We start from the raw sequence: 18,546 nt of genomic DNA, 5'->3' as shown, positions 1-18,546 counted from the left end.
CTGCGACGCCTGCGTGAATGGTCCGACCCCGCCCGCAGTGCCAGGAGACCCCGTGCCCGTTGTTCGTCCTCCGTTCGCCCGCCTCGGCGCCGACCCGGGCCGGCGCCGAGTGCTGACCGCCCTGCTCGGCGCGCCTCTGCTGGCCACGGGCGGGCTGGCCGGGTGCAGCGACGAATCCGCCACGTCGACCGAGGACGGGCCGGTCGAGCTGTCGGTCTTCTGGTGGGGTGGGCCGAGACGGGCCGAGTTGACCGAGAAGGTTCTGCGGCTCTACTCGGAGCGCAACCCCCGGGTCACCTTCCGGGTCACCTGGCAGGGCGCCGACGGCTACTACGACCGGCTGGCCACCCAGGCTGCCGGCGGCAACGTGCCGGATCTGATCCAGCTCGACGACGCTGTGCTGGCCGAGTACACCCAACGTGAGATCGTTTTCGACCTCACCGAACGGGTCGTCGATCACCGGTTGGATCTGCGCGGCCTGCCGGACGGCCTGGTCCGCTGCGGCACCGTGGAGGGCCGGACGATGGCGGTGGCCGCCGGGCAGACCCACGCGGCCGTGGTCTTCAACCGTGACCTGCTGAGCGAGCTGCGGGTGCCCGAGCCACGCGCCGGGATGTCCTGGGCGGACTACATCTCCTGGGCCGAGCAGGTCACCGAGGCCAGCGACGGGCGGGTGGCCGGCACGGTCGACGCGTCCGGCGACTATCGCGCCCTCTGGCTGTGGCTGCGTTCGCAGGGCGGCGAGTTCTATCGGGGGCGGCAGGTCGGCTTCGGCGCCGACGAGCTGATCGCCTGGTTCGAGCTGTGGCAGCGGGCCCGCAGCGGGCGGGCCACGCCGGGCGCTGCTCTGGTCGAGCAGGTTGACGGTGGGGAGCCGGCCCGGCAGCCGGTGGTCACCGGGTTGACCGCCGCGTCCTTCGCCTGGTCCCACCAGCTACCGGAACTACAGCGACTCACCGACTCGGAGCTGGGCGTGGTGGGCTTTCCCGGCCCGCCGGGCGCGCAGTGGGCGAGGGCGTCGATGTACTGGTCCGCGTTCCGCGGCACCCGCCACCCGGACACCGTCATCGACGTGATCAACTTTTTGACCACGAACGGCGAGGTCGGCACCGTTCTCGGCCACGAACGCGGCCTCAACGCCAGCATCGCCGTGCGTCGGTACACCGAGGGCAGCATCACCGACCCAGCTCAGCAGCGCGCCTCCGCGTTCGGCGCCAGCATCGCCGACCAGCTCGGGCCGGCGCCCGCGCCGCCGCCGAAGGGGCACGCGAAGGTGCGTACCCTGCTGGTCGCCGCCGCGGAGAGCATCCGCGGCGGGCGGGCCGGCACGCGCGCGGCCACCTCGCGTTTTCTCGCCCAGGCCAACGCCGCCCTGGCGGCGTGACCACCGGCGGCTCGACCGGCACGGCCCGCCGCCCGGCGATGAGCTGACAGCCCGCACGGCGGCCGGCAGTCAGCTGCCATCAGCGGCAGGCCGCGCGGGCGACGGGTCAGCGCGGCGGGCCACCCCGGCGGCCGCGCGTCAGGCGCAGCAGCAGGAACACGATGATCGCCACCACCACGAGGCAGCAGAGCAGGCCGAGAAAACCGAAGCCACCCCGGGACCGCCGTCGGGCGGCCTCCACCACCAGCTCGCCGGTGCCCGTGGACGCCCACGCCGCGACGGGCACGAAAACCGCGAGGACAACCCCGCCAAGGACCGCGCTGAGCCGGCCCCACCACTTGCCGAATGAAGACATGTGCCCATCCTCGCCGAAGCGCGCAACCTGGGCACGTCGGTCCACGCCGAACCATGGGCGAGATCTTCCAGGGGTACGCCGGGTGGCGCGCAACAATCTTGCAACCTCCCGGCAAAGACGATGATCTTTACACGTATCGCCGCGGATGATCAGATCCGACCATGGTCAACTTTAGATGTCTGTTGCCGCCCTCTCTCACCCGGAGATCTGCGGCAGCAGCGGTCGGCGTCACCCTCATCGCCGCTCTCGTCACCCCCACGGCGGCGCACGGCGCCCCACCACCTCCGGTCACACCGACCGCAACCGCCAACGCGCACCGCACACCCGTCACAGTCACGCTGATCACCGGCGACAAGGTGACGGTGACCCCGGGCGTCAACGGTGCACCCCCCACGGTGGACGTCAAGCGCCCCCCGGGCGCCATGGGCTCCGTGCGCATCACCACCGAAGGCGGGGACACCTACGTGTACCCCGACCAGGCAACGCCCTACCTCGCGACCGGTCGACTCGACAAGCAGCTCTTCGACGTCACCCAACTGATCGCGCAGGGCTACGACGACGCGCGGGCCAGCGAACTCCCCCTGATCGTCACCCGTACGGCGGGCTCGGCGAAGCTCAGGACCGGCACCACACTGCCGGGCGCACGGACCACGCTGGACCTCTCCTCCGTCGGGGGTGAGGCGATCCGCACCCGCAGGTCGCAGGCCGCCGACTTCTGGTCGGCCCTCACCAGCGGCGGGCAGTCGTCGACGGGCCGGAGTGCTGCCACGTCGGAGCCCTCCTTCACGGCCGGCGTCGACAAGGTGTGGCTCGACGGCAAGGCGAAGGCAGCCCTCGCCGAGACCACCGCACAGATCGGCGCACCCGCCGCCTGGGCCGCGGGGGGCACTGGCAGCGGCGTACGGGTCGCCGTCCTGGACACCGGAGTGGACACCACCCATCCGGACCTCGTGAACCGCATCGTGGCGTCCCGGAGCTTCATCCCCGGCGACGACGTCATCGACCGCAACAGGCACGGCACGCACACCGCCTCGACCGTCGCGGGCACGGGTGCCGCCTCCGGCGGCAAGGAGCGCGGGGTCGCTCCCGGTGCCGACCTGGTCGTGGGCAAGGTCCTCGACCAGGACGGAGGCGGGACGATCTCGGGGATCATCGCGGGCATGGAGTGGGCGGCGCGGACCGAACGCGCCCGAGTGATCAACAAGAGCCTGGGCGTCAGCGCATGGCACACCCAGGACGACCCGCTGAGCCAGGCCGTCAACCAGCTGACCGCCGAGACGGGGGCGCTCTTCGTCGTCTCGGCCGGCAACAGCGGACCCGACCCGTACACCCTTGGTGCGCCGGGCACCGCGGACGCCGCGCTCACCATCGGCGCGGTGGACGCCTCCGACCGCCTGGCCGGCTTCTCCAGCGCCGGGCCGCGCATGAACGACGAGGCTCTCAAGCCCGACATGACCGCTCCCGGCGTGGACGTGCTCGCGGCACGCTCGCAGCACACGGACGGTGAGGGCTACTACTACGTCGACAGCGGCACGTCCATGGCGGCACCTCACGTCGCCGGGGCCGCCGCCCTGCTGGCTCAGAAGCACCCGACGTGGACCGGGCAGCAGATCAAGGACGCTCTGATGAGCACCAGCGCGCGTACGCCGGACTACGACGCCTACCAGGCCGGCAGTGGTCGGCTCGACGTCGCCGCCGCCTACCGGCAGGACCAGGTCATCGCGACCGGATCGGTGGACGCGGGGCTCGTCCCATCCTCGACCGGTACGCAGCAGCAGCCGATCAAGCGGAAGATCACCTACACCAACACCACGGCCAACCCGGTGACGTTGGACCTCTCCGTCGACAGTGGCACGTCCCCCGCACCGACGTTCGCGGCAGCCGCCAACCGCGTCACCGTGCCAGCACGCGGAAGCTCGACGGTCGACGTCGTGGTGAACCCCAAGGGACTCCCGGCGGGCCGGTACTCCGGCCAGGTCACGGCACGCTTCGCGGCCGGTACGGTGCACACGGCCGTCGGGGTCGCCATCGAATCCAAGAAGTACGACCTCACCATCCGCCTGAGGGACCGCGCCGGACGGGCCATGAGCGGCGAGGCGGAGATCGTCAGCGCCGACGGCGTCTCCACCTTCATGTGGGTCCGGGACGGAAGCCTCACCAGCCGCTGGGCGCCCGGCTCCTACACGGTCGTCACCGCCGCGGACGTGGAGGGCCTCAACGGCCCCCGCTCCCTCGGGCTCGCGATGCTGACCGCTCCGGAGGTCGACCTGACGACCGATCGGGTCGTGGAACTCGACGCCTCACGGGCACGGCAGGTCAAAGTGGCCACACCCCAACCGACCACCGTCGCCAACAGCAGGATCGACGTCTACCGCTCCTTCACCGCAAGCGAGCCGACGCCAACCGACTGGAACGCCCTGCGCGAGACGATCTTTCCCAGTGCCACGTACGACAGCCTGTGGGCACTGCCGACCAACAAGGTGAAGAAGGGCAGCTTCGTCTTCACCACCAGGATTCGCGCCGAGCAGACGCCGCTGGCGGTCACCTACGGCGGCCGTCGCCTAAGCGACCCTCTCGTGCAGCCTGGTTCACGGCCGCTGCCCGACGGCACCTCGCGCCTGGACGCCATCTTCGCTGGTAACGGCGCGAAGGCCGACTACGCCGGCCGGTCCGCCCGTGGCAGGGCCGTGGTCGTACGCGGCAACGAGTCGGTGAGCCCCACGGATCAGGCGGCGGCGGCGCACTCCGCCGGTGCCGCGCTGCTCATCGTGGTCAACGACCGTCCGGGCCGCAAGAGCGACTGGTACGGCAACCCCGACGGCGTGACGACCGGGCCGATTCCCGTCGCCTCGGTGACCCTGGACGAGGGCGAAGCGCTGATCCAGAAGATCACCGCTGCGGGCCGGCACACCGTACGGCTCGATGTGGTGGCCCACCCCGCGCCGAAATACCTGTACGACCTGGTCGACTACCACCGTCAAGGGGTGCCCGACGATCCCTCCGCCAAGACCGGTCCCCGCGATCTCGCCCGGATCGATCTCACCTTCAGCCCGCCCCCGGGGAAGCAGGCCACCGAGAACCGGGTGGACTTCCCGCCGTACGAGTACTCGGCGGGTCGCCCCTTCCCGACCGAGCCGGTCTCCCCCGGGCCGCGTACCGACTGGGTTTCCACGGGCAGCGACGTCAGGTGGCAGCAGTCGACCGCGGTTGTCAACTGGACGCAGTCGTACACGGAGGAGGTGAGCTACCGGCCGGGCAGCGTGCAGAAGGACCGCTGGTTCGGGCCCATCATTCGGCCGCGTCTGCTCAGCAACGACATCCCGGGCCGCGGTGACACCTGGCTCAGCGCGTACATCCAGGGGTTCAGCGACGCGGGAGCCGCGCACAGCGGCGGGTCCGTGCTGCCACAGAAGATCACCTTCTACCAGGGTGACAAGCAGTTGCGCCAGGCCGAAGGCGTGGCGGAGTTCTTCGTCGACTCGCTGGCGCCGGCCACGTTGCCATACCGACTGGTCGTCGACACGAAGGGCGATCCCAACTTCGGCCCGTACTCGACTGCCACCCACACCGAGTGGAGCTTCGTCTCCGGCGCCGCCGAGGGAGTGCAGGCCGTCCCGCTGCTCCAACTGGACTACGAAGCCGATGTGGACACCACCGGCCGGGCGAAGCGCAGGAGCGACTTGTCCATCGTGCCCGTGGTGGTGGGCGGCCCCGCCGCCCAGGACCCGGTCTCCTCGGTCAGGTTCGAGGTCTCCTACGACGACGGGGCCACCTGGCAGCGGCAGGACCTGAACGAGGAGAACGGCACCTGGCAGGCGTCCCTGAACGCGCCGAACCGGGCCGACTTCGTGTCCATCCGGGTCACCGCCAAGCAGCGCAACGGCGGCGGCGTCAGCCAGACCGTCACCCGGGCCTTCGGCCTCAGGTAACACCCGCGAGAAGGGGCCGGTGCCCGCCTCGGCGCGCACCGGCCCCTTCGAGGCCGCTCATCCGGCACAGGCACCACATGAGTCCGGCCCCCACATCGTGGGGGCCGGACTCATGTTATTTCCATTTGTAGCGGGGACAGGATTTGAACCTGCGACCTCTGGGTTATGAGCCCAGCGAGCTACCGAGCTGCTCCACCCCGCGTCGACTGGTTAAGACTAACCCATCGGATCCCCGCGATGATCAGTGGGGTCGTCATCGGCCGCGGACCGCCGGCGCGGCCCCGGAGCCGCCCGCTGTCGGCCCTTTGGCACGCGTGGGAAACACCGAAGGCCCGCCTCCGGATCCGGAGGCGGGCCTTCGACACTTCTCTCGTAGCGGGGACAGGATTTGAACCTGCGACCTCTGGGTTATGAGCCCAGCGAGCTACCGAGCTGCTCCACCCCGCGTCGGTTCACTAACCGTAGCGCACCGACCCGGGGCACCGCAAAGCGACTCCGATACCGCTGCCGCCGACACCTCTGACCTGGGCCGCTGTCAGTCGAGCCAGCTCTCGATCGCCGCCACCGCCCGTCGACTGTCGGCATCGACCCGGGCGCGCTCGGCGGTGGTGTGCTCCCAACCCTGCTCCCAGAGCACCGTCACCACGTCGCCGATCCGGACCGCCCGGACCAGCCGCACCTCCTCCGCACCCGGCTCGCCCATCCCGTCCGGATACGGAGACCGCATCTCGAACAGCACCGACTCGTCCCCGTACTCCCCGGAGGCCAGTAGCCGCTGCCGCCACGTCCTGGTGCCGTCGGACAGTTTCTGGACGGGACAGTCGCGAACGGCCTGCCGCAACTCCCGCAACACGTCGTCGGCCCGGCCGGCGCGGTAGATCGTGATGGTGTGCCGGTAGCTGCCGTCCGGCACACTCTCCGCCGGTGACTCCGGCCGCTTGTAGGCCAGGAACCGACCGCGGCGCTGGACCACGGCGGAGTCACTGGGATAGTTGGCCGCGCAGAGCTTCGGCAACACCTCCGACTTCGTCCACGACTCCAGACCTCGCTCATTGGCCGCCGCCAACGAGAAGAAGGCTCGGTCCGGGATCGAGGTGGGCGTTCGGGGCACCGCCGGGCCGGTTGTCGAGACTGGCGGGCTACCACCCGACGTGCTGTCCGGCGGTGTCGGTGACGCCGACAGCGTTGGTGGGACAGACGGCGACGGCCGGAGGGCCGGCCCGGTCGGCAGCGGGCCGGGCGTGTCGGCCGGTGGCGGCAGCGGCGCGGATCCGTCCGCCGAGAACGCCAGTCGTCCGCCGACGGCCACCCCGCCGAGCAGCACCACCACCGCGACGGCGGTGCTGGCGACCCGGATCCTGGCCCGCCGGTCGGCGCGCCGTCGGACCAACTCGGGGCGGGTCACCTCCACGCCGTCGGCGACGACGGTGAGCGACCGGTACAGGTCTGAGATCTCAGCTGACATCGTTCGCCTCCAGTTCCTCGGTGCGGAGGTCGGGTAGCAGCGCGGCCAGTCGGGCCCGGCCCCGGGACAACCAGGACTTGACGGTGCCGACCGGTACGTCGGTCTCCCGGGCGATCTCCTCGACCGGCATGTCGAAGAGGTAGTGCAGGGCCAGCGCCTGTCGCTGCGTGGCGGGCAGTTGGCGGAGCGCGCGGACCAGCAGCACCCCGTTCTCGCTCGGTGCTGGCGCGGTCGGTGGCGGCCCGGAACGACTGAGCACCACCCGCCAGCGGTGCAGGCGCCGCCAGCGGTCGTTCGCGAGCCGGGACACCACCAGCCGCAGCCACGCCTCGGGCGCCGGATGCTCCGACAGCCGCCCCCACTGCCGCCAGGCCCGGGTGAAGGCTTCCTGCACCAGGTCCTGCGCCTCGGTGTGGTCACCGGCCACCGCGTAGCCGTACCGCATCATCCGCCGGGCGGTGCTGCGATAGAACTCGTCAAAGCTCTGCGCATCCCTCACGACTGTTCCCCCTCGTCCGCGCCCCGTTGCAGTGAGGACGGCGGCCAGGTGTCGTGGGTTGCGGGTCGGCCGGACTAAAGCTGTCGGAGAGGCGACAGGCGGGCATACCGCGCGAACACGGCGGAGCCCCCGCCGTCAGGACCGGATGAGGTCCGACGGCGGGGGCTCCGCGAGGTGCTTCCCGGTAGGCGGTCAGCCGCCCGCGCTCGGGCTGCCGCTCGGCGACGGCGGCGGTGCGCTACCGCTCGGCGTACCGGCCGGGTTGACCGCCTGCTGTGCCTGCTGGAACGCGGTGAGCGCCTCGTCCAGAGCCTTGAGCGCGCGGCCGTACCGCTCGAAGTCACCGGACGTCTGCGCGGCCCGGACCTCGGTGATGGCGGTCTGCACCCGCTCGGCCGCGACGGCCAGATCGCCGGTCAGCGGCGGTTCCTCGCCACCGGGCGTGGGCGGCGTCGTGGGCGTCGTCGTGGGTGACGGCGTCGTCGGGTTACCCCCGGTGGTCGGAGGCGGCGTCGCCTGCCCGGCCCGCTTACCCTGGTCGACCAACTGTTTGATGCCGTCGTTGATGTTGTCGGCGAGCGCCACGAACGAGCCGCCGTCACCGTAGGAGAGCAGCACCTTCTGCAACAGGGGGTACGCGTCCTGCTGGTTGCTCTTCACATAGACCGGCTCGACGTAGAGCATGCCGTCGGCGAAGGGCAGCGAGAGCAGGTTGCCGTAATGCACCTGCGCCTGGTTGCTGGAGAGCAGGTTGAGCTGCTGACGGATGTTCGCGTTGTTGGTCATCTGCTGGTGCACCTGCACCGGGCCGGAGATTCGGGTCTGGTCCGGCAGCTCCAACACCTCCAGCCGGGGCTTCCCGTCGACGTACGACCCGGAGATCAGCGCGGCCAGGTTCTGCCTGCCGTTCGGGGTGACCGCGGAGGTGAGCTGGAACCGAGGGCTCTCCTGCCCCGGGAACTGGGTGAACAGGTAGTACGGGGGCTGCTTCTGGCCGCTGTCCGGGGCGTCCGGCACGTTGGGCACCTGCCAGAAGTCCTGTGCGGAGTAGAAGTCGCCCGGGTTGGTCACATGGAACTTGGTGAGCAGGTTGCGCTGCACCTTGAACATGTCCGCCGGGTAGCGCAGGTGCTCGCTCAGCTCGACCGGGATGTCCGCCTTCGGCAGGATCAGGTCGCCGCCGAACGCCTTGTTCCATGCCTTGAGCACCGGGTCGGTGTCGTCGTACTCGTAGAGCTTCACCGTGCCGTCGTACGCGTCGACGGTGGCCTTCACCGAGTTGCGCATGTAGTTGACGTTCTCCCGGGCCAGCTGGAAGGTGCCCCGGTTGGTCAGCTCGTCGGTCGTCTCGGTCTGGAGGTTGACCCGCTCGGCGTACGGGTAGGTGGCCGCCGTGGTGTAGCCGTCGACGATCCACTGCACCCGACCGTCCACGACCGCCGGGTACGGGTCGCCGTCCAGGGTGAGGAACGGCGCGACCTTCTCCACCCGGTCCCGCGGGTTACGCACGTAGAGCAGCTTGGAGTCCTCGTTGACCGCCTCGGAGAGCAGGAAGTTCGTCTCCTGCTCCTTGATGGCGTACAGCAGCCGCCGGGCGAAGGAGCCGATCTCGACGCCGCCCTCACCGGTGTAGGTGTAGGACTCGCCGCCACCCTCACCGACCGGCCGGTCGAACTCGGCCTTCTTGTTCGGGTCGGACTGGCCGACGATCGCGTAGTCGTCGGCCGCCATCCGCTCGCCGTAGTAGATGCGCGGCTGCTTGGCCGGGATCTGCTCGGTCTGCGAGGAGCACGCCTCCTGGGTGCGCTCGCCGAGGAAGCCGGAGACGAAGAACGGCTGCCCGCCGCAGACCACCTGGTTGGCCGGGGCGGCCACCAGCCCGAACCCATGGGTGTAGACGGTGTGCCGGTTGATCCAGGTGTTCTGCTGGTCGGTCAGCTCGCCATAGTTGATCTCTCGGACGCCGACCACGTAGTCGGAGACCTTCCCGTTCACCCCATAGCGGTCGATGTCCAGCTTGGGGCCGAAGTCGTAGAAGCCACGCACCTGCTGGAGCTGGGTGTACGTCTCGCTGACCAGCTGCGGGTCGAGCAGCCGCACGTTCGACACGACCGAGGTGTCGGTGGCCAGGCTCGCCGGTGGGTTGAGGTTGCTCGCCGCGTACGGGGTCGTCTCGGTGGCCCCCAGCCCGAACGCCGCCCGGGTCGCGTCGATGCTGCGCTGGATGTACGGCGCTTCCTTGTCCTTGAGGCTCGGCTTGACCTCGAAGGTCTGCACCGCCCAGGGGTAGATGCCGCCGATGGCCACCGCGGAGACACCGAGCAGGGCGAGCGAGATGCCCGGCCAGACCAGGTTCCGCATCCAGGCGTTGGAGAACACAATGATCGCGATGGCCACCACGATCGAGATGTACGCCAGGATCTCCTTCGCCGGCAGCAACGCGTTGACGTCGGCGTAGCCAGCGCCGTACAGCCTGGCGCCCTCGTTGTACTCCAGCAGCATCGCCCGCCGGTCCAGCACGTACGCGACGGCCTTGAGCAGCACGAAGGCCGCCACCAGGCTGCTCAGGTGAGCGCGTGCCGCGTTGGTCATGCGGTCCCCGACACCCTGGAGGCGGACCCCGCCGAAGAGGTAGTGCACCGCCAGCGCGCCGATCAGAGCCAACACCACCGCGGTGAAGCCGACGCCGAGCAGGTAACGCCAGAACGGCAGCTGGAAGACGTAGAAGCCGATGTCCACCCCGAACTCCGGGTCCTTGACCCCGAAGTCGCCACCGTTGCGGAAGAGCAGCCACTGGTTCCACCGACTCTGTGCCGACAGGCCGGCGAAGAGGCCAATCACGACGGCGGTCAGCGCGATCCAGGTGCCGAGGCGCGGGCTGAGCACCATCCGGTAGCGTTCCAGGGCGGCCTGCTCGACCGAGTGCGGGCGCAACCGCGGGCGCAGCCGGTGGGCCAGCCACAGGTTGCCGGCGACGATCACGGCCATGCCGAGACCGATGGCGAGGAAGAGCAGCAGCCGGGTGAACAGCACACCGGTGAAGACCTCGGTGTAGCGGACCTCATCGAACCAGAGCCAGTCCGTCCAGGCCTGAACACCCCAGCCCAGCAGGGTGAAGAGCACGAAGACCCCCACCAGGACGGCGATGGTGACGCGTCCGCGCCTACTCATCTTCGGTAGGGGGGTGCTGCTACGCATTACCACTGTTGGCTCCGCACGCTCGATGTGATCGGCTCCGACCAGGCACCCAGAGTACGGGGTGTTCCTGAACGTGTCCGGACACGGTCACGAGCGTCAGCAGCGGGTCGGCTGGCCCCCCGAGCGCAGCGTCTCCAGCGCGGTCATCGCCTCGTCCAGCGACCCCACCCGCAGCAGCGGCAGATCGGGCTGCGGATTGCGGACCGCCTCGGCGCAGTTGTCCGCCGGCACCAGGAACACCTTGGCCCCGGCGCGCTTCGCGCCAACCAACTTCTGGGCGATCCCGCCGATCGGGCCGACCGTGCCCTCGTCGTCGATGGTGCCGGTGCCGGCGATGATCTTGCCGCCGGTGAGGTCGGCCGGGGTCAACTTGTCCACGATGCCCAGGGCGAACATCAGCCCGGCGCTCGGGCCGCCGATGTCACCCAGGTCGATGCTGAGCGTGAACGGGTGCGGCTGCTGCTGGTCGATCTCGACGCCGATCCGCGGCCGGCCGTCCTGCTCACGGCTGGTCACCGTCGCGGTGGCCGGCGCGCCGTCGCGGGTGTAGCCGATGGTCAGGGCCGTACCGGCCGGCTTGGCCCGGATCAGCTCGGTGAGCTTCGGGGCCACCGGCACCGGCTGGCCGTCGACAGAGGTGACCACGTCGCCGACCTTCAGCAACCCGGCGGACGGGCCGTCCGCCGCCACCGTCTTGACCACCACCTGCACCGGGAAGCCCAACTCGCGCAACGCGGCGGTCTCGGCGCTGCTCTGCGACACCTTGAAATCCTCGGCGTTGCGCTGCTCGACCTGCTCCGTCGACTCCCCCGGCGGGTACACCAACTCGCGCGGCACCACCGCCTCGTCGTCGGAGAACCAGCCGGCGATCGCCGATCGCAGCCGCACGGTGGGCTGCACCCCCACCGTCGTCAGCCGGAGCTGACCGGCGGACGTGGAGGTCTCCCGTCCGGTGACCTGGATGACCTCCTTACCGTCGGCCGTACCGAGGGTGTTGACCGTCGGGCCCGGGCCGAGCACCACGTACGGGATCGGCACCCGGAGCACCCCGACGCTCAGCAGAGCGGTGAACAGGGCACCGAGCAGGACCGTCAGGCCACGACGTCTCATGCGGCAGAGCGTACCGATCGCCCGGGGCCGGTCTGCCGGATGCGCCACGCGACTTCGCCCTCAGCGCAACGCCAGGGGCGGCTACCTGGGGCTCGGCCCGCGTACCGTAGACGTCGTGCCTGATATTCCGTTCGGTTTCGCGCTCCCGGGTGGGCAACCACCAGACCCCAACGATCCCGCGCAGATGCAGCAGTTCATGTCGCAGTTGCAGCACCTGCTCTCCGCGCCGGGCAGCGGGCCGGTCAACTGGGACCTGGCTCGGCAGGTAGCAGCCAGCCAGCTCGCCGCCGCCGGCGACCCGGCGGTGTCGCCGTACGAGCGCAACGCCGTCGAGGAGGCATTGCGCCTGGCCGACCTGTGGTTGGAGCCGGCCTCGTCGTGGCCGACGGGCATCCAGACCCCGGTGGCCTGGAACCGCAATGAGTGGATCTTCAAGACGCTGGACGTGTGGCGCAAGCTCTGCGACCCGGTGGCCAGCCGGATGGTCGGCGCGATGGGCGACCTGGTGCCACCGGAGGCCCGCGCCCAGCTCGGCCCCATGCAGTCGATGGTGGCGACCCTCGGTGGCGCCCTCTTCGGCGGCCAGTTGGGGCAGGCCCTCGGCTCGCTCGCCGCCGAGGTGCTCTCCGCCGGCGACATCGGGCTGCCGCTCGGCCCGGCCGGCACGGCCGCGCTGATCCCGGCCAACATCCGCGCGTACGGCGAGGGTCTGGAGCTGCCCGAGGACGAGGTACGCCTCTACGTGGCGCTGCGTGAAGCCGCCCACCAGCGACTGTTCCAGCACGTCCCGTGGCTGCGCGGGCACGTGCTCAGCGCGGTGGAGATGTACGCCTCGGGCATCCGGGTCAACCGGGAGGCGATCGAGGAGGCGATGGGCCGGGTCGACCCGACCGACCCGGAGTCGATGCAGGCGATCGCCCTGGAGGGCATCTTCACCCCGGAGGACAGCCCGGCGCAGAAGGCCTCGCTGGCCCGGTTGGAAACCGCGTTGGCCCTGGTCGAGGGCTGGGTGTGCCACGTGGTGGACAGCGCCGCCAGCGAGCGGCTGCCCAACGTCGTCCGGCTGGGCGAGGCGTTCCGGCGCCGTCGCGCCGCCGGCGGTCCCGCCGAGCAGACCTTCGCCGCGCTGGTCGGCCTGGAGCTGCGCCCGCGCCGGCTGCGCGAGGCGGCTGCCCTCTGGGCCGCGCTCACCGAGCACCGCGGCATCGCCGGCCGGGACGCCGTCTGGGGTCACCCGGACCTACTCCCGTCCGACGACGACTTCGCCGACCCGGTGGCCTTCGCCATGAACGACATGGACCTGAGCGAGCTGGACAGCTTCGACTTCACCGCTCCCGGCGGTGCGGAGGAGAAGGCCCCGGGCCAGCCCGACGAAACCGACGGCGAGGGCGACGCCAAGTCCTGACGCCTGAGCCGGGTGCCCGCCGTCGATCTGTGCGGGCACCCGGCCTGGGCTCGGACAGCGGGTCGGCCGCTACTCCGTCACCGCGCGGAGTCGTGGCAGGGTCAGGCGGGTCGGCCCGAGCCCGACAGAAGGGCACGGGTCGCTTCCCAGCCCTCGAAGGCCTCGTCCAGCGTGGCCAGATCAGCCGGGCCGCGCAGCCGTCGCCAGCCGGCGGTGACGACCACGTCGCCGGGTCGAGGGGCACCGGCACGCGCGTCGACCGGCGTCGCAGTGTCCAGGTCCAGTGGGGGCAGCCAGCCCGGCACCGGCAGTCGCACAGCAACCCCGAGCAGGCCCGGGTCGGCACCCTCCGCCGGAGCGACCGCGACCGGTCGGGTGGTGAGCGGGCGCAGCAGCTTGCCGACGGTCAGCGCGGGCAGATTCGGCACGTCACCCGCGAGCACCGCCGCCTGGTCGTAGCCGTCCAGCAGCGCGAACACGGCGTTCGGCGACGGCTCAGCCACCTCGTACACGGCCGTGCCCGGCCACACCAGCGCGTCGGCCAGAGCACGATCGGCCGGGGTCACCGCGACCGCGACCTCCACCTCGTTGAGCGTGGCGAGCAGGTCGATGACGTCTTCCGCGAGCGCGGCTCGCCACTCCGCCCGGTCGACGCCGGGCGGCGACCAGTTGACCGGCCCGAGCAACGCCACCACTACCCGTCGTGCCACATTCCGACCCTAGCGCCCTGCCCGCCCACGCGCCGAACCCACCCGGCCCGCCCTCGCGCCGAGCCCGCCCGGCCCGCACCAGCACAGCACCGACCTCGGCTTGCCCTGCCCTGCCCTGCCCTGCCCTGCCCTGCCCTGCCCTGCCCTGCCCTGCCCTGCCCTGCCCTGCCCTGCCCTCGGGCGAGCATGATCGACTCCGTATCGGCGACATGGGGGTGTCCCAAGTCGCGGATACCCCCATGTCGGCGAAACGGAGTCGATCACCGAAGACGACCGCCCAGGCGGGGCGTCACCCAAACAGAGTCAGGGCAAAAGGGGCGGCAACAGACGTGGACGCGAGGACTGGCGGGCGGACGGCTGGAGCCAACGGGCCCACGGCGGGGGATCAGCGGGCCGCCGGCGCGAGGAACGGCGCGGACCGGCGGGAACAGCGCGGAACAGCGCGAACCGGCGCGGAACGGCGAGAGATCAGCGGGCCGACAGCGAGGTCAGCCGCCGACGGCGCGAGGACCAGCGGGGGGCCGGCGGGGCTGGTTGGGCACGGGCTTGCGGATGAGGTCAGGTGGGGACCGGGGCGCAGGAGGCGGCGGCGACACCTTCGAGGTAGCCGCGGGCTCGTTCGGTCCTGGGGTAGCGGCCGACCAGCGCCCAGAAGCGGGCGTTGTGGCTGGGCACGATGAGATGGGCCAGCTCGTGCAGCAGCACGTAGTCGATCACCCACTCGGGCATGTCCTGCACGCGGTGGGAGATCCGGATGCTGCGATCGGCGGGCGTGCAGGAGCCCCAGCGGCCGTTCTGGTTGGTGACCCACCGGACGCTGGCGGGCACCGCCTTCTCGCCGTACCCGCTGAGGTAGAGGTCGATCAGGCGGGTGGCCCGGGCTACCAGCTCGGCGTCGGAGCGGGCCAGCCGACCCTCGCGGGCGGCGAGTCGGGCCAACATCCGGTCGACCCACTCGCTCTCCTCGGCCCGGGAGAACTGGTCCGGAATGAGGACGACGACCCGCTCACCATCACGGTACGCAGACACCGTGCGTCGCCGGCGCTGGCTGCGCCGTACCTCGACGACCGGCTTACGCGTCCCCGCCATCACTGGCTCGCGCAGCCTCGGCTACGTGTCACGAAGGAAAGCTAATGCGTACTGACCAGGGGTCCGCAAGAGTCAACCACCCGACACGCGCCCAGAAAATGGCGATTGGTCGCCCGGCGTCCCGAAAATTTCTTGGCCAGGCCGTCGTCAGGCCATCTCGTCACCCTTGGTGAACACCGATGGCGACGCCGCGCGCCTCCCTCCACCGTAGGTGATCATCGTGCTCCGCAGTGCCGCGGGGGCACTCGCACGGGTGTCTGTGAGGGTTTGGTCGGCGTGTCCCCGCCAAACTGACTTATCCGACCTTATTCGCCATGCACACTCTCGACGTCGACTTGCTCACAGGCCGATGCACAGCTGACATGGAACCGCCCAGACCTGGGTAGGGTCCGCGGACCAGCGGTCACGAAGGTGGCTGCGAATGAGACCCAGCGCCGGCGCCCCGCGTGGCCCGCCGCCGGGCACCCCGCCGGGACGGCATTGACCGGCGGACGAGACGAGGAGGGGCACCGTGGCCGACCAGGCCCAGAGCTACAACGGTTACTGCGTGAAGTGCAAGGAGAAGCGGGACTTCGAGGGGCACGTGGAGGTCTCGAAGACCGGGATGAACATGGCCAAGGGCAAGTGTCCGGTATGCGGCACAACAGTGAACCGCATCCTCGGCAAGGCGAAGGTCTGACCGTACGGGTCAACGGGGGGCGGGGTGGCTCGATGGTCACCCCGCCCCCCGTTGCCGTACCGGCAGGGATCCTGTCGGGTGACCGACACCCCTACCGGCGGGTTGTGGATAACCCGGCAAATCCTGTGGACAGTGCTGGACACAGGCCCGGCCATCTGTGGACAACGATCGACTGAGCGCAGGGGCTCGGTCACGATTCGTCATCATGAGTCGTACCGCACTGCCCCGCCCCATGCTGCTTCCCGGCCTCAGCCGGCTCTGGCGGGACCGGCACACCCTCCAGCTCGGCATCGGCCCCGGGCCCGCCGTGCTGCTGGAGCTGGCCAACCCGCGCGCCGCCCACCTGCTCGACCTCCTGGACGGCACCCGCAGCGAACGCACCGTGCTGACCCACGCGAGCACGGCCCGGGTCACCGCCGACGACGCTCGTACCCTGCTCGACGCCCTCCGCGCGGCGGGCCTCCTGGTGCCCGCGCACAGCCTGCTCCCCCGCGACCTTGCCGGGCCGGTCCGTGCCCGACTCGCCGCCGAGGCCGGCGCGTTGGCCCTGGTCGCGGCCCGACTTCCGGGCACTCCCGCGCAGGTCCTGCGTCGACGGCGGGCGGCCCGGGTGCTGCTCGCCGGGGCCGGAGCGTTCGGCGGGCCGCTGGCGGTTGCGCTGGCCCAGTCCGGCGTCGGGCAGGTGATCCCGCAGCTCACCGGCTCGGTACGCCCGGTCGACCTGGTCGGCACCGGCATCCCGACGACCGAGTTGGGCCATCCGCTGGCCGGGGCGGTCCGGGCCGCGATCGACCGCGTCGCGCCGGGCACCGGCACCCACCCGGTCCGGGCCACGCGGGTGGACCTGGTGATCCAGCTCGGCGCGGACCGCCCGCCCGCGCTGCTCGCCGCCGGCCTTGCCCAGCGTCGTCAGCCGCACCTGCTGGTCACCCTCCGCGAGGGCGTACCGGTCATCGGGCCCCTGGTCCGCCCACCTGCCGGGCCGTGCCTGCACTGCATCGAGTTGCACCGGACCGACCGTGACCCGGTGTGGCCCCGGCTCGCCGCCCAACTCGCCGCGGCCGACCCCGTTGCCGCCGGCGCGACCGGCACCCTGCTCGCGGCCACCGGGTACGCGTTGTCCGAGGTGCTGGCGCACCTCGATGGAGGCAGCCCGGAGACGCTGGGCGGCGCTGTGGAGATCACCGGCGCGGGCCGCTTCCGCCGCCGGGGCTGGCCGCCGCACCCGGCGTGTGGGTGCTCGCGGGGCCGGCTGTCGGCACCAGCCCGGCCGCAGAGCAGCAGCGGGGCCCTCCGGTCGGTAACAATGGCCGAGTGACCGACATCCCGCGCCGGGCCGTGTCCCGGACCGCCAAGCTCGCCGCTCTGCCGCTCGGCTTCGCCGGTCGGACCGTCCTCGGCATGGGTAAGCGCGTCACAGGGCTCGCCTCCGACGTGATCTCCGCGGAGATCCAGCAGCGCACCGCCGAGCAGCTGTTCAGCGTGTTGGGCCAGCTCAAGGGCGGGGCGATGAAGTTCGGCCAGGCGCTGTCGGTCTTCGAAGCGGCGCTGCCGGAGGAGATCGCCGCGCCCTACCGGCAGGCGCTGACCAAGCTTCAGGAGGCCGCCCCGCCGCTGCCGGCCGCCAGCGTGCACAAGGTGCTGGCCGAGCAGCTCGGGCCGGACTGGCGCGACCGGTTCGTCGAGTTCAACGACACCCCGGCCGCGGCGGCCAGCATCGGCCAGGTGCACCGGGCGCGGTGGCGGGAGCCGGGGTACGACCCGTCGGGCGAGCCGAACAGCCGCGACGTGGCTGTCAAGATCCAATATCCGGGAGCGGGTGACGCGCTGCTCGCCGACCTCAAACAGCTCTCCCGCCTGGGCGGGATGTTCCGGGCCATCCAACCCGGCCTGGACGTCAAGCCGCTCCTGGTCGAGCTGCGCGAGCGGATCACCGAGGAGTTGGACTACGAACTGGAAGCCGAGTCGCAGCGCACCTTCGCCGCGGCGTACGCCGACGACCCGGAGATCTTCATCCCGGAGGTGGTGTCGGCGTCGCCCCGGGTGCTGGTCACCGAATGGGTGACGGGCACCCCGCTGGCCGACATCATCCGCGAGGGCAGCGAGGAGCAGCGGGACGAGGCCGGTCGGCTGATGGCGACGCTGCACCTCTCCGCGCCGCAGCGGGCCGGTCTGCTGCACGCCGACCCGCACCCGGGCAACTTCCGGCTGCTGCCCGATGGCCGACTCGGGGTGATCGACTTCGGTGCGGTGGCCCGCATGCCGGGCGGAACGCCGGAGCCGATCGGCCGCATCGCCGGCCGTGCGCTGCGCGGCGACGCCGACGGGGTGGTGGAGGGGCTACGGTCCGAGGGGTTCATCGGTTCCGCCGACCAGATCGACGCCGAGGGGGTGCTCGACTTCCTCCGCCCGATGTTGGAGCCCATCGCAGCTGACGGATTCCGGTTCACCCGGGCCTGGCTGCGGGGCGAGGCGGCCCGCCTGGCCAGCCCCCGCTCCCCCACCTACCAGTTGAGCCGGCAGCTCAATCTGCCGCCGTCGTACCTGCTCATCCACCGGGTGACGTTGGGCTCGATCGGGGTGCTCTGCCAGTTGGAGGCGAAGGCCCCGTACCGGAGCATCCTGGAGCGCTGGTTGCCCGGCTTCGCGCCGGTCGCCTGAACGTCGCGAAGGGCGGGTGCCGATTGGCACCCGCCCTTCTGCGTGGGGTGGTACTAGAGAAT

Annotated in this window: 13 protein-coding genes and 2 tRNA genes; 6 read left to right on the top strand and 9 right to left on the bottom strand. The window is 71.1% G+C overall.

Annotated features, from left to right (window positions below):
• Nucleotides 1–52 precede the first annotated feature (52 nt).
• Nucleotides 53–1,384 (top strand): extracellular solute-binding protein, encoded by a 1,332-nt coding sequence (locus ABZ780_RS16020; protein ID WP_357007447.1) that lies wholly within the window; start codon nucleotides 53–55, stop codon nucleotides 1,382–1,384.
• A gap of 106 nt (nucleotides 1,385–1,490) precedes the next feature.
• Here ABZ780_RS16020 and ABZ780_RS16015 read toward each other — a convergent pair whose 3' ends face one another.
• Entirely contained in the window at nucleotides 1,491–1,739 is a 249-nt protein-coding gene (locus ABZ780_RS16015; RefSeq protein WP_357007444.1) for a hypothetical protein, read from the bottom strand.
• Nucleotides 1,740–1,900: 161 nt separating this feature from the next.
• On the opposite strand from ABZ780_RS16015, the gene ABZ780_RS16010 reads away from it, so the two are divergent.
• Entirely contained in the window at nucleotides 1,901–5,668 is a 3,768-nt protein-coding gene (locus ABZ780_RS16010) for a S8 family serine peptidase (RefSeq protein WP_357486463.1), read from the top strand.
• Nucleotides 5,669–5,796: 128 nt separating this feature from the next.
• Here ABZ780_RS16010 and ABZ780_RS16005 read toward each other — a convergent pair.
• The 6 genes from ABZ780_RS16005 to ABZ780_RS15980 form a co-directional block, all read right to left on the bottom strand.
• Nucleotides 5,797–5,870: transfer RNA gene (locus tag ABZ780_RS16005), tRNA-Met, on the bottom strand.
• A 171-nt stretch (nucleotides 5,871–6,041) separates the two neighbouring features.
• Nucleotides 6,042–6,115 (bottom strand) — tRNA-Met (locus ABZ780_RS16000).
• 88 nt (nucleotides 6,116–6,203) lie between these two features.
• Nucleotides 6,204–7,133, bottom strand: a complete 930-nt coding sequence (locus tag ABZ780_RS15995; protein WP_357486461.1) for a hypothetical protein — start codon at nucleotides 7,131–7,133, stop codon at nucleotides 6,204–6,206.
• Entirely contained in the window at nucleotides 7,123–7,632 is a 510-nt protein-coding gene (locus ABZ780_RS15990; RefSeq protein WP_357486459.1) for a SigE family RNA polymerase sigma factor, read from the bottom strand. The genes ABZ780_RS15995 and ABZ780_RS15990 overlap by 11 nt, the downstream gene beginning before the upstream one ends.
• A gap of 192 nt (nucleotides 7,633–7,824) precedes the next feature.
• The gene (locus ABZ780_RS15985; protein ID WP_357007435.1) at nucleotides 7,825–10,830 is read right to left on the bottom strand and encodes a UPF0182 family protein; all 3,006 of its coding nucleotides are present in this window, start codon (nucleotides 10,828–10,830) and stop codon (nucleotides 7,825–7,827) included.
• A gap of 96 nt (nucleotides 10,831–10,926) precedes the next feature.
• Entirely contained in the window at nucleotides 10,927–11,940 is a 1,014-nt protein-coding gene (locus ABZ780_RS15980) for a PDZ domain-containing protein (RefSeq protein ID WP_357007432.1), read from the bottom strand.
• A 184-nt stretch (nucleotides 11,941–12,124) separates the two neighbouring features.
• Here ABZ780_RS15980 and ABZ780_RS15975 point away from each other — a divergent pair, with 184 nt between their 5' ends.
• Nucleotides 12,125–13,345 (top strand): zinc-dependent metalloprotease, encoded by a 1,221-nt coding sequence (locus ABZ780_RS15975; protein ID WP_357486634.1) that lies wholly within the window; start codon nucleotides 12,125–12,127, stop codon nucleotides 13,343–13,345.
• 101 nt (nucleotides 13,346–13,446) lie between these two features.
• Here ABZ780_RS15975 and ABZ780_RS15970 read toward each other — a convergent pair whose 3' ends face one another.
• Entirely contained in the window at nucleotides 13,447–14,055 is a 609-nt protein-coding gene (locus ABZ780_RS15970) for a hypothetical protein (protein ID WP_357486457.1), read from the bottom strand.
• Nucleotides 14,056–14,613: 558 nt separating this feature from the next.
• On the bottom strand, nucleotides 14,614–15,144 hold the full coding sequence (locus tag ABZ780_RS15965) for a M48 family metallopeptidase (RefSeq protein WP_357007424.1): 531 nt from the start codon (nucleotides 15,142–15,144) through the stop codon (nucleotides 14,614–14,616).
• Nucleotides 15,145–15,655: 511 nt separating this feature from the next.
• Here ABZ780_RS15965 and ABZ780_RS15960 point away from each other — a divergent pair.
• The 3 genes from ABZ780_RS15960 (at nucleotide 15,656) to ABZ780_RS15950 (ending at nucleotide 18,484) form a co-directional block, all read left to right on the top strand.
• Nucleotides 15,656–15,823 (top strand): DUF5679 domain-containing protein, encoded by a 168-nt coding sequence (locus tag ABZ780_RS15960; protein WP_167517324.1) that lies wholly within the window; start codon nucleotides 15,656–15,658, stop codon nucleotides 15,821–15,823.
• A gap of 205 nt (nucleotides 15,824–16,028) precedes the next feature.
• Nucleotides 16,029–17,141, top strand: coding sequence for a TOMM precursor leader peptide-binding protein (locus ABZ780_RS15955; RefSeq protein WP_357486455.1), 1,113 nt, complete (start codon nucleotides 16,029–16,031; stop codon nucleotides 17,139–17,141).
• The gene (locus ABZ780_RS15950) at nucleotides 17,138–18,484 is read left to right on the top strand and encodes an AarF/ABC1/UbiB kinase family protein (protein ID WP_357486453.1); all 1,347 of its coding nucleotides are present in this window, start codon (nucleotides 17,138–17,140) and stop codon (nucleotides 18,482–18,484) included. Before ABZ780_RS15955 ends, ABZ780_RS15950 begins: the two co-directional genes overlap by 4 nt.
• The last annotated feature ends 62 nt before the right edge of the window (nucleotides 18,485–18,546 follow it).

The organism is Micromonospora sp. NPDC047467, from assembly GCF_040643095.1.
Lineage (GTDB): Bacteria > Actinomycetota > Actinomycetes > Mycobacteriales > Micromonosporaceae > Micromonospora.
Note: the sequence above shows the minus strand (reverse complement) of the source record. Positions and strands in the feature narration are given on the sequence as shown.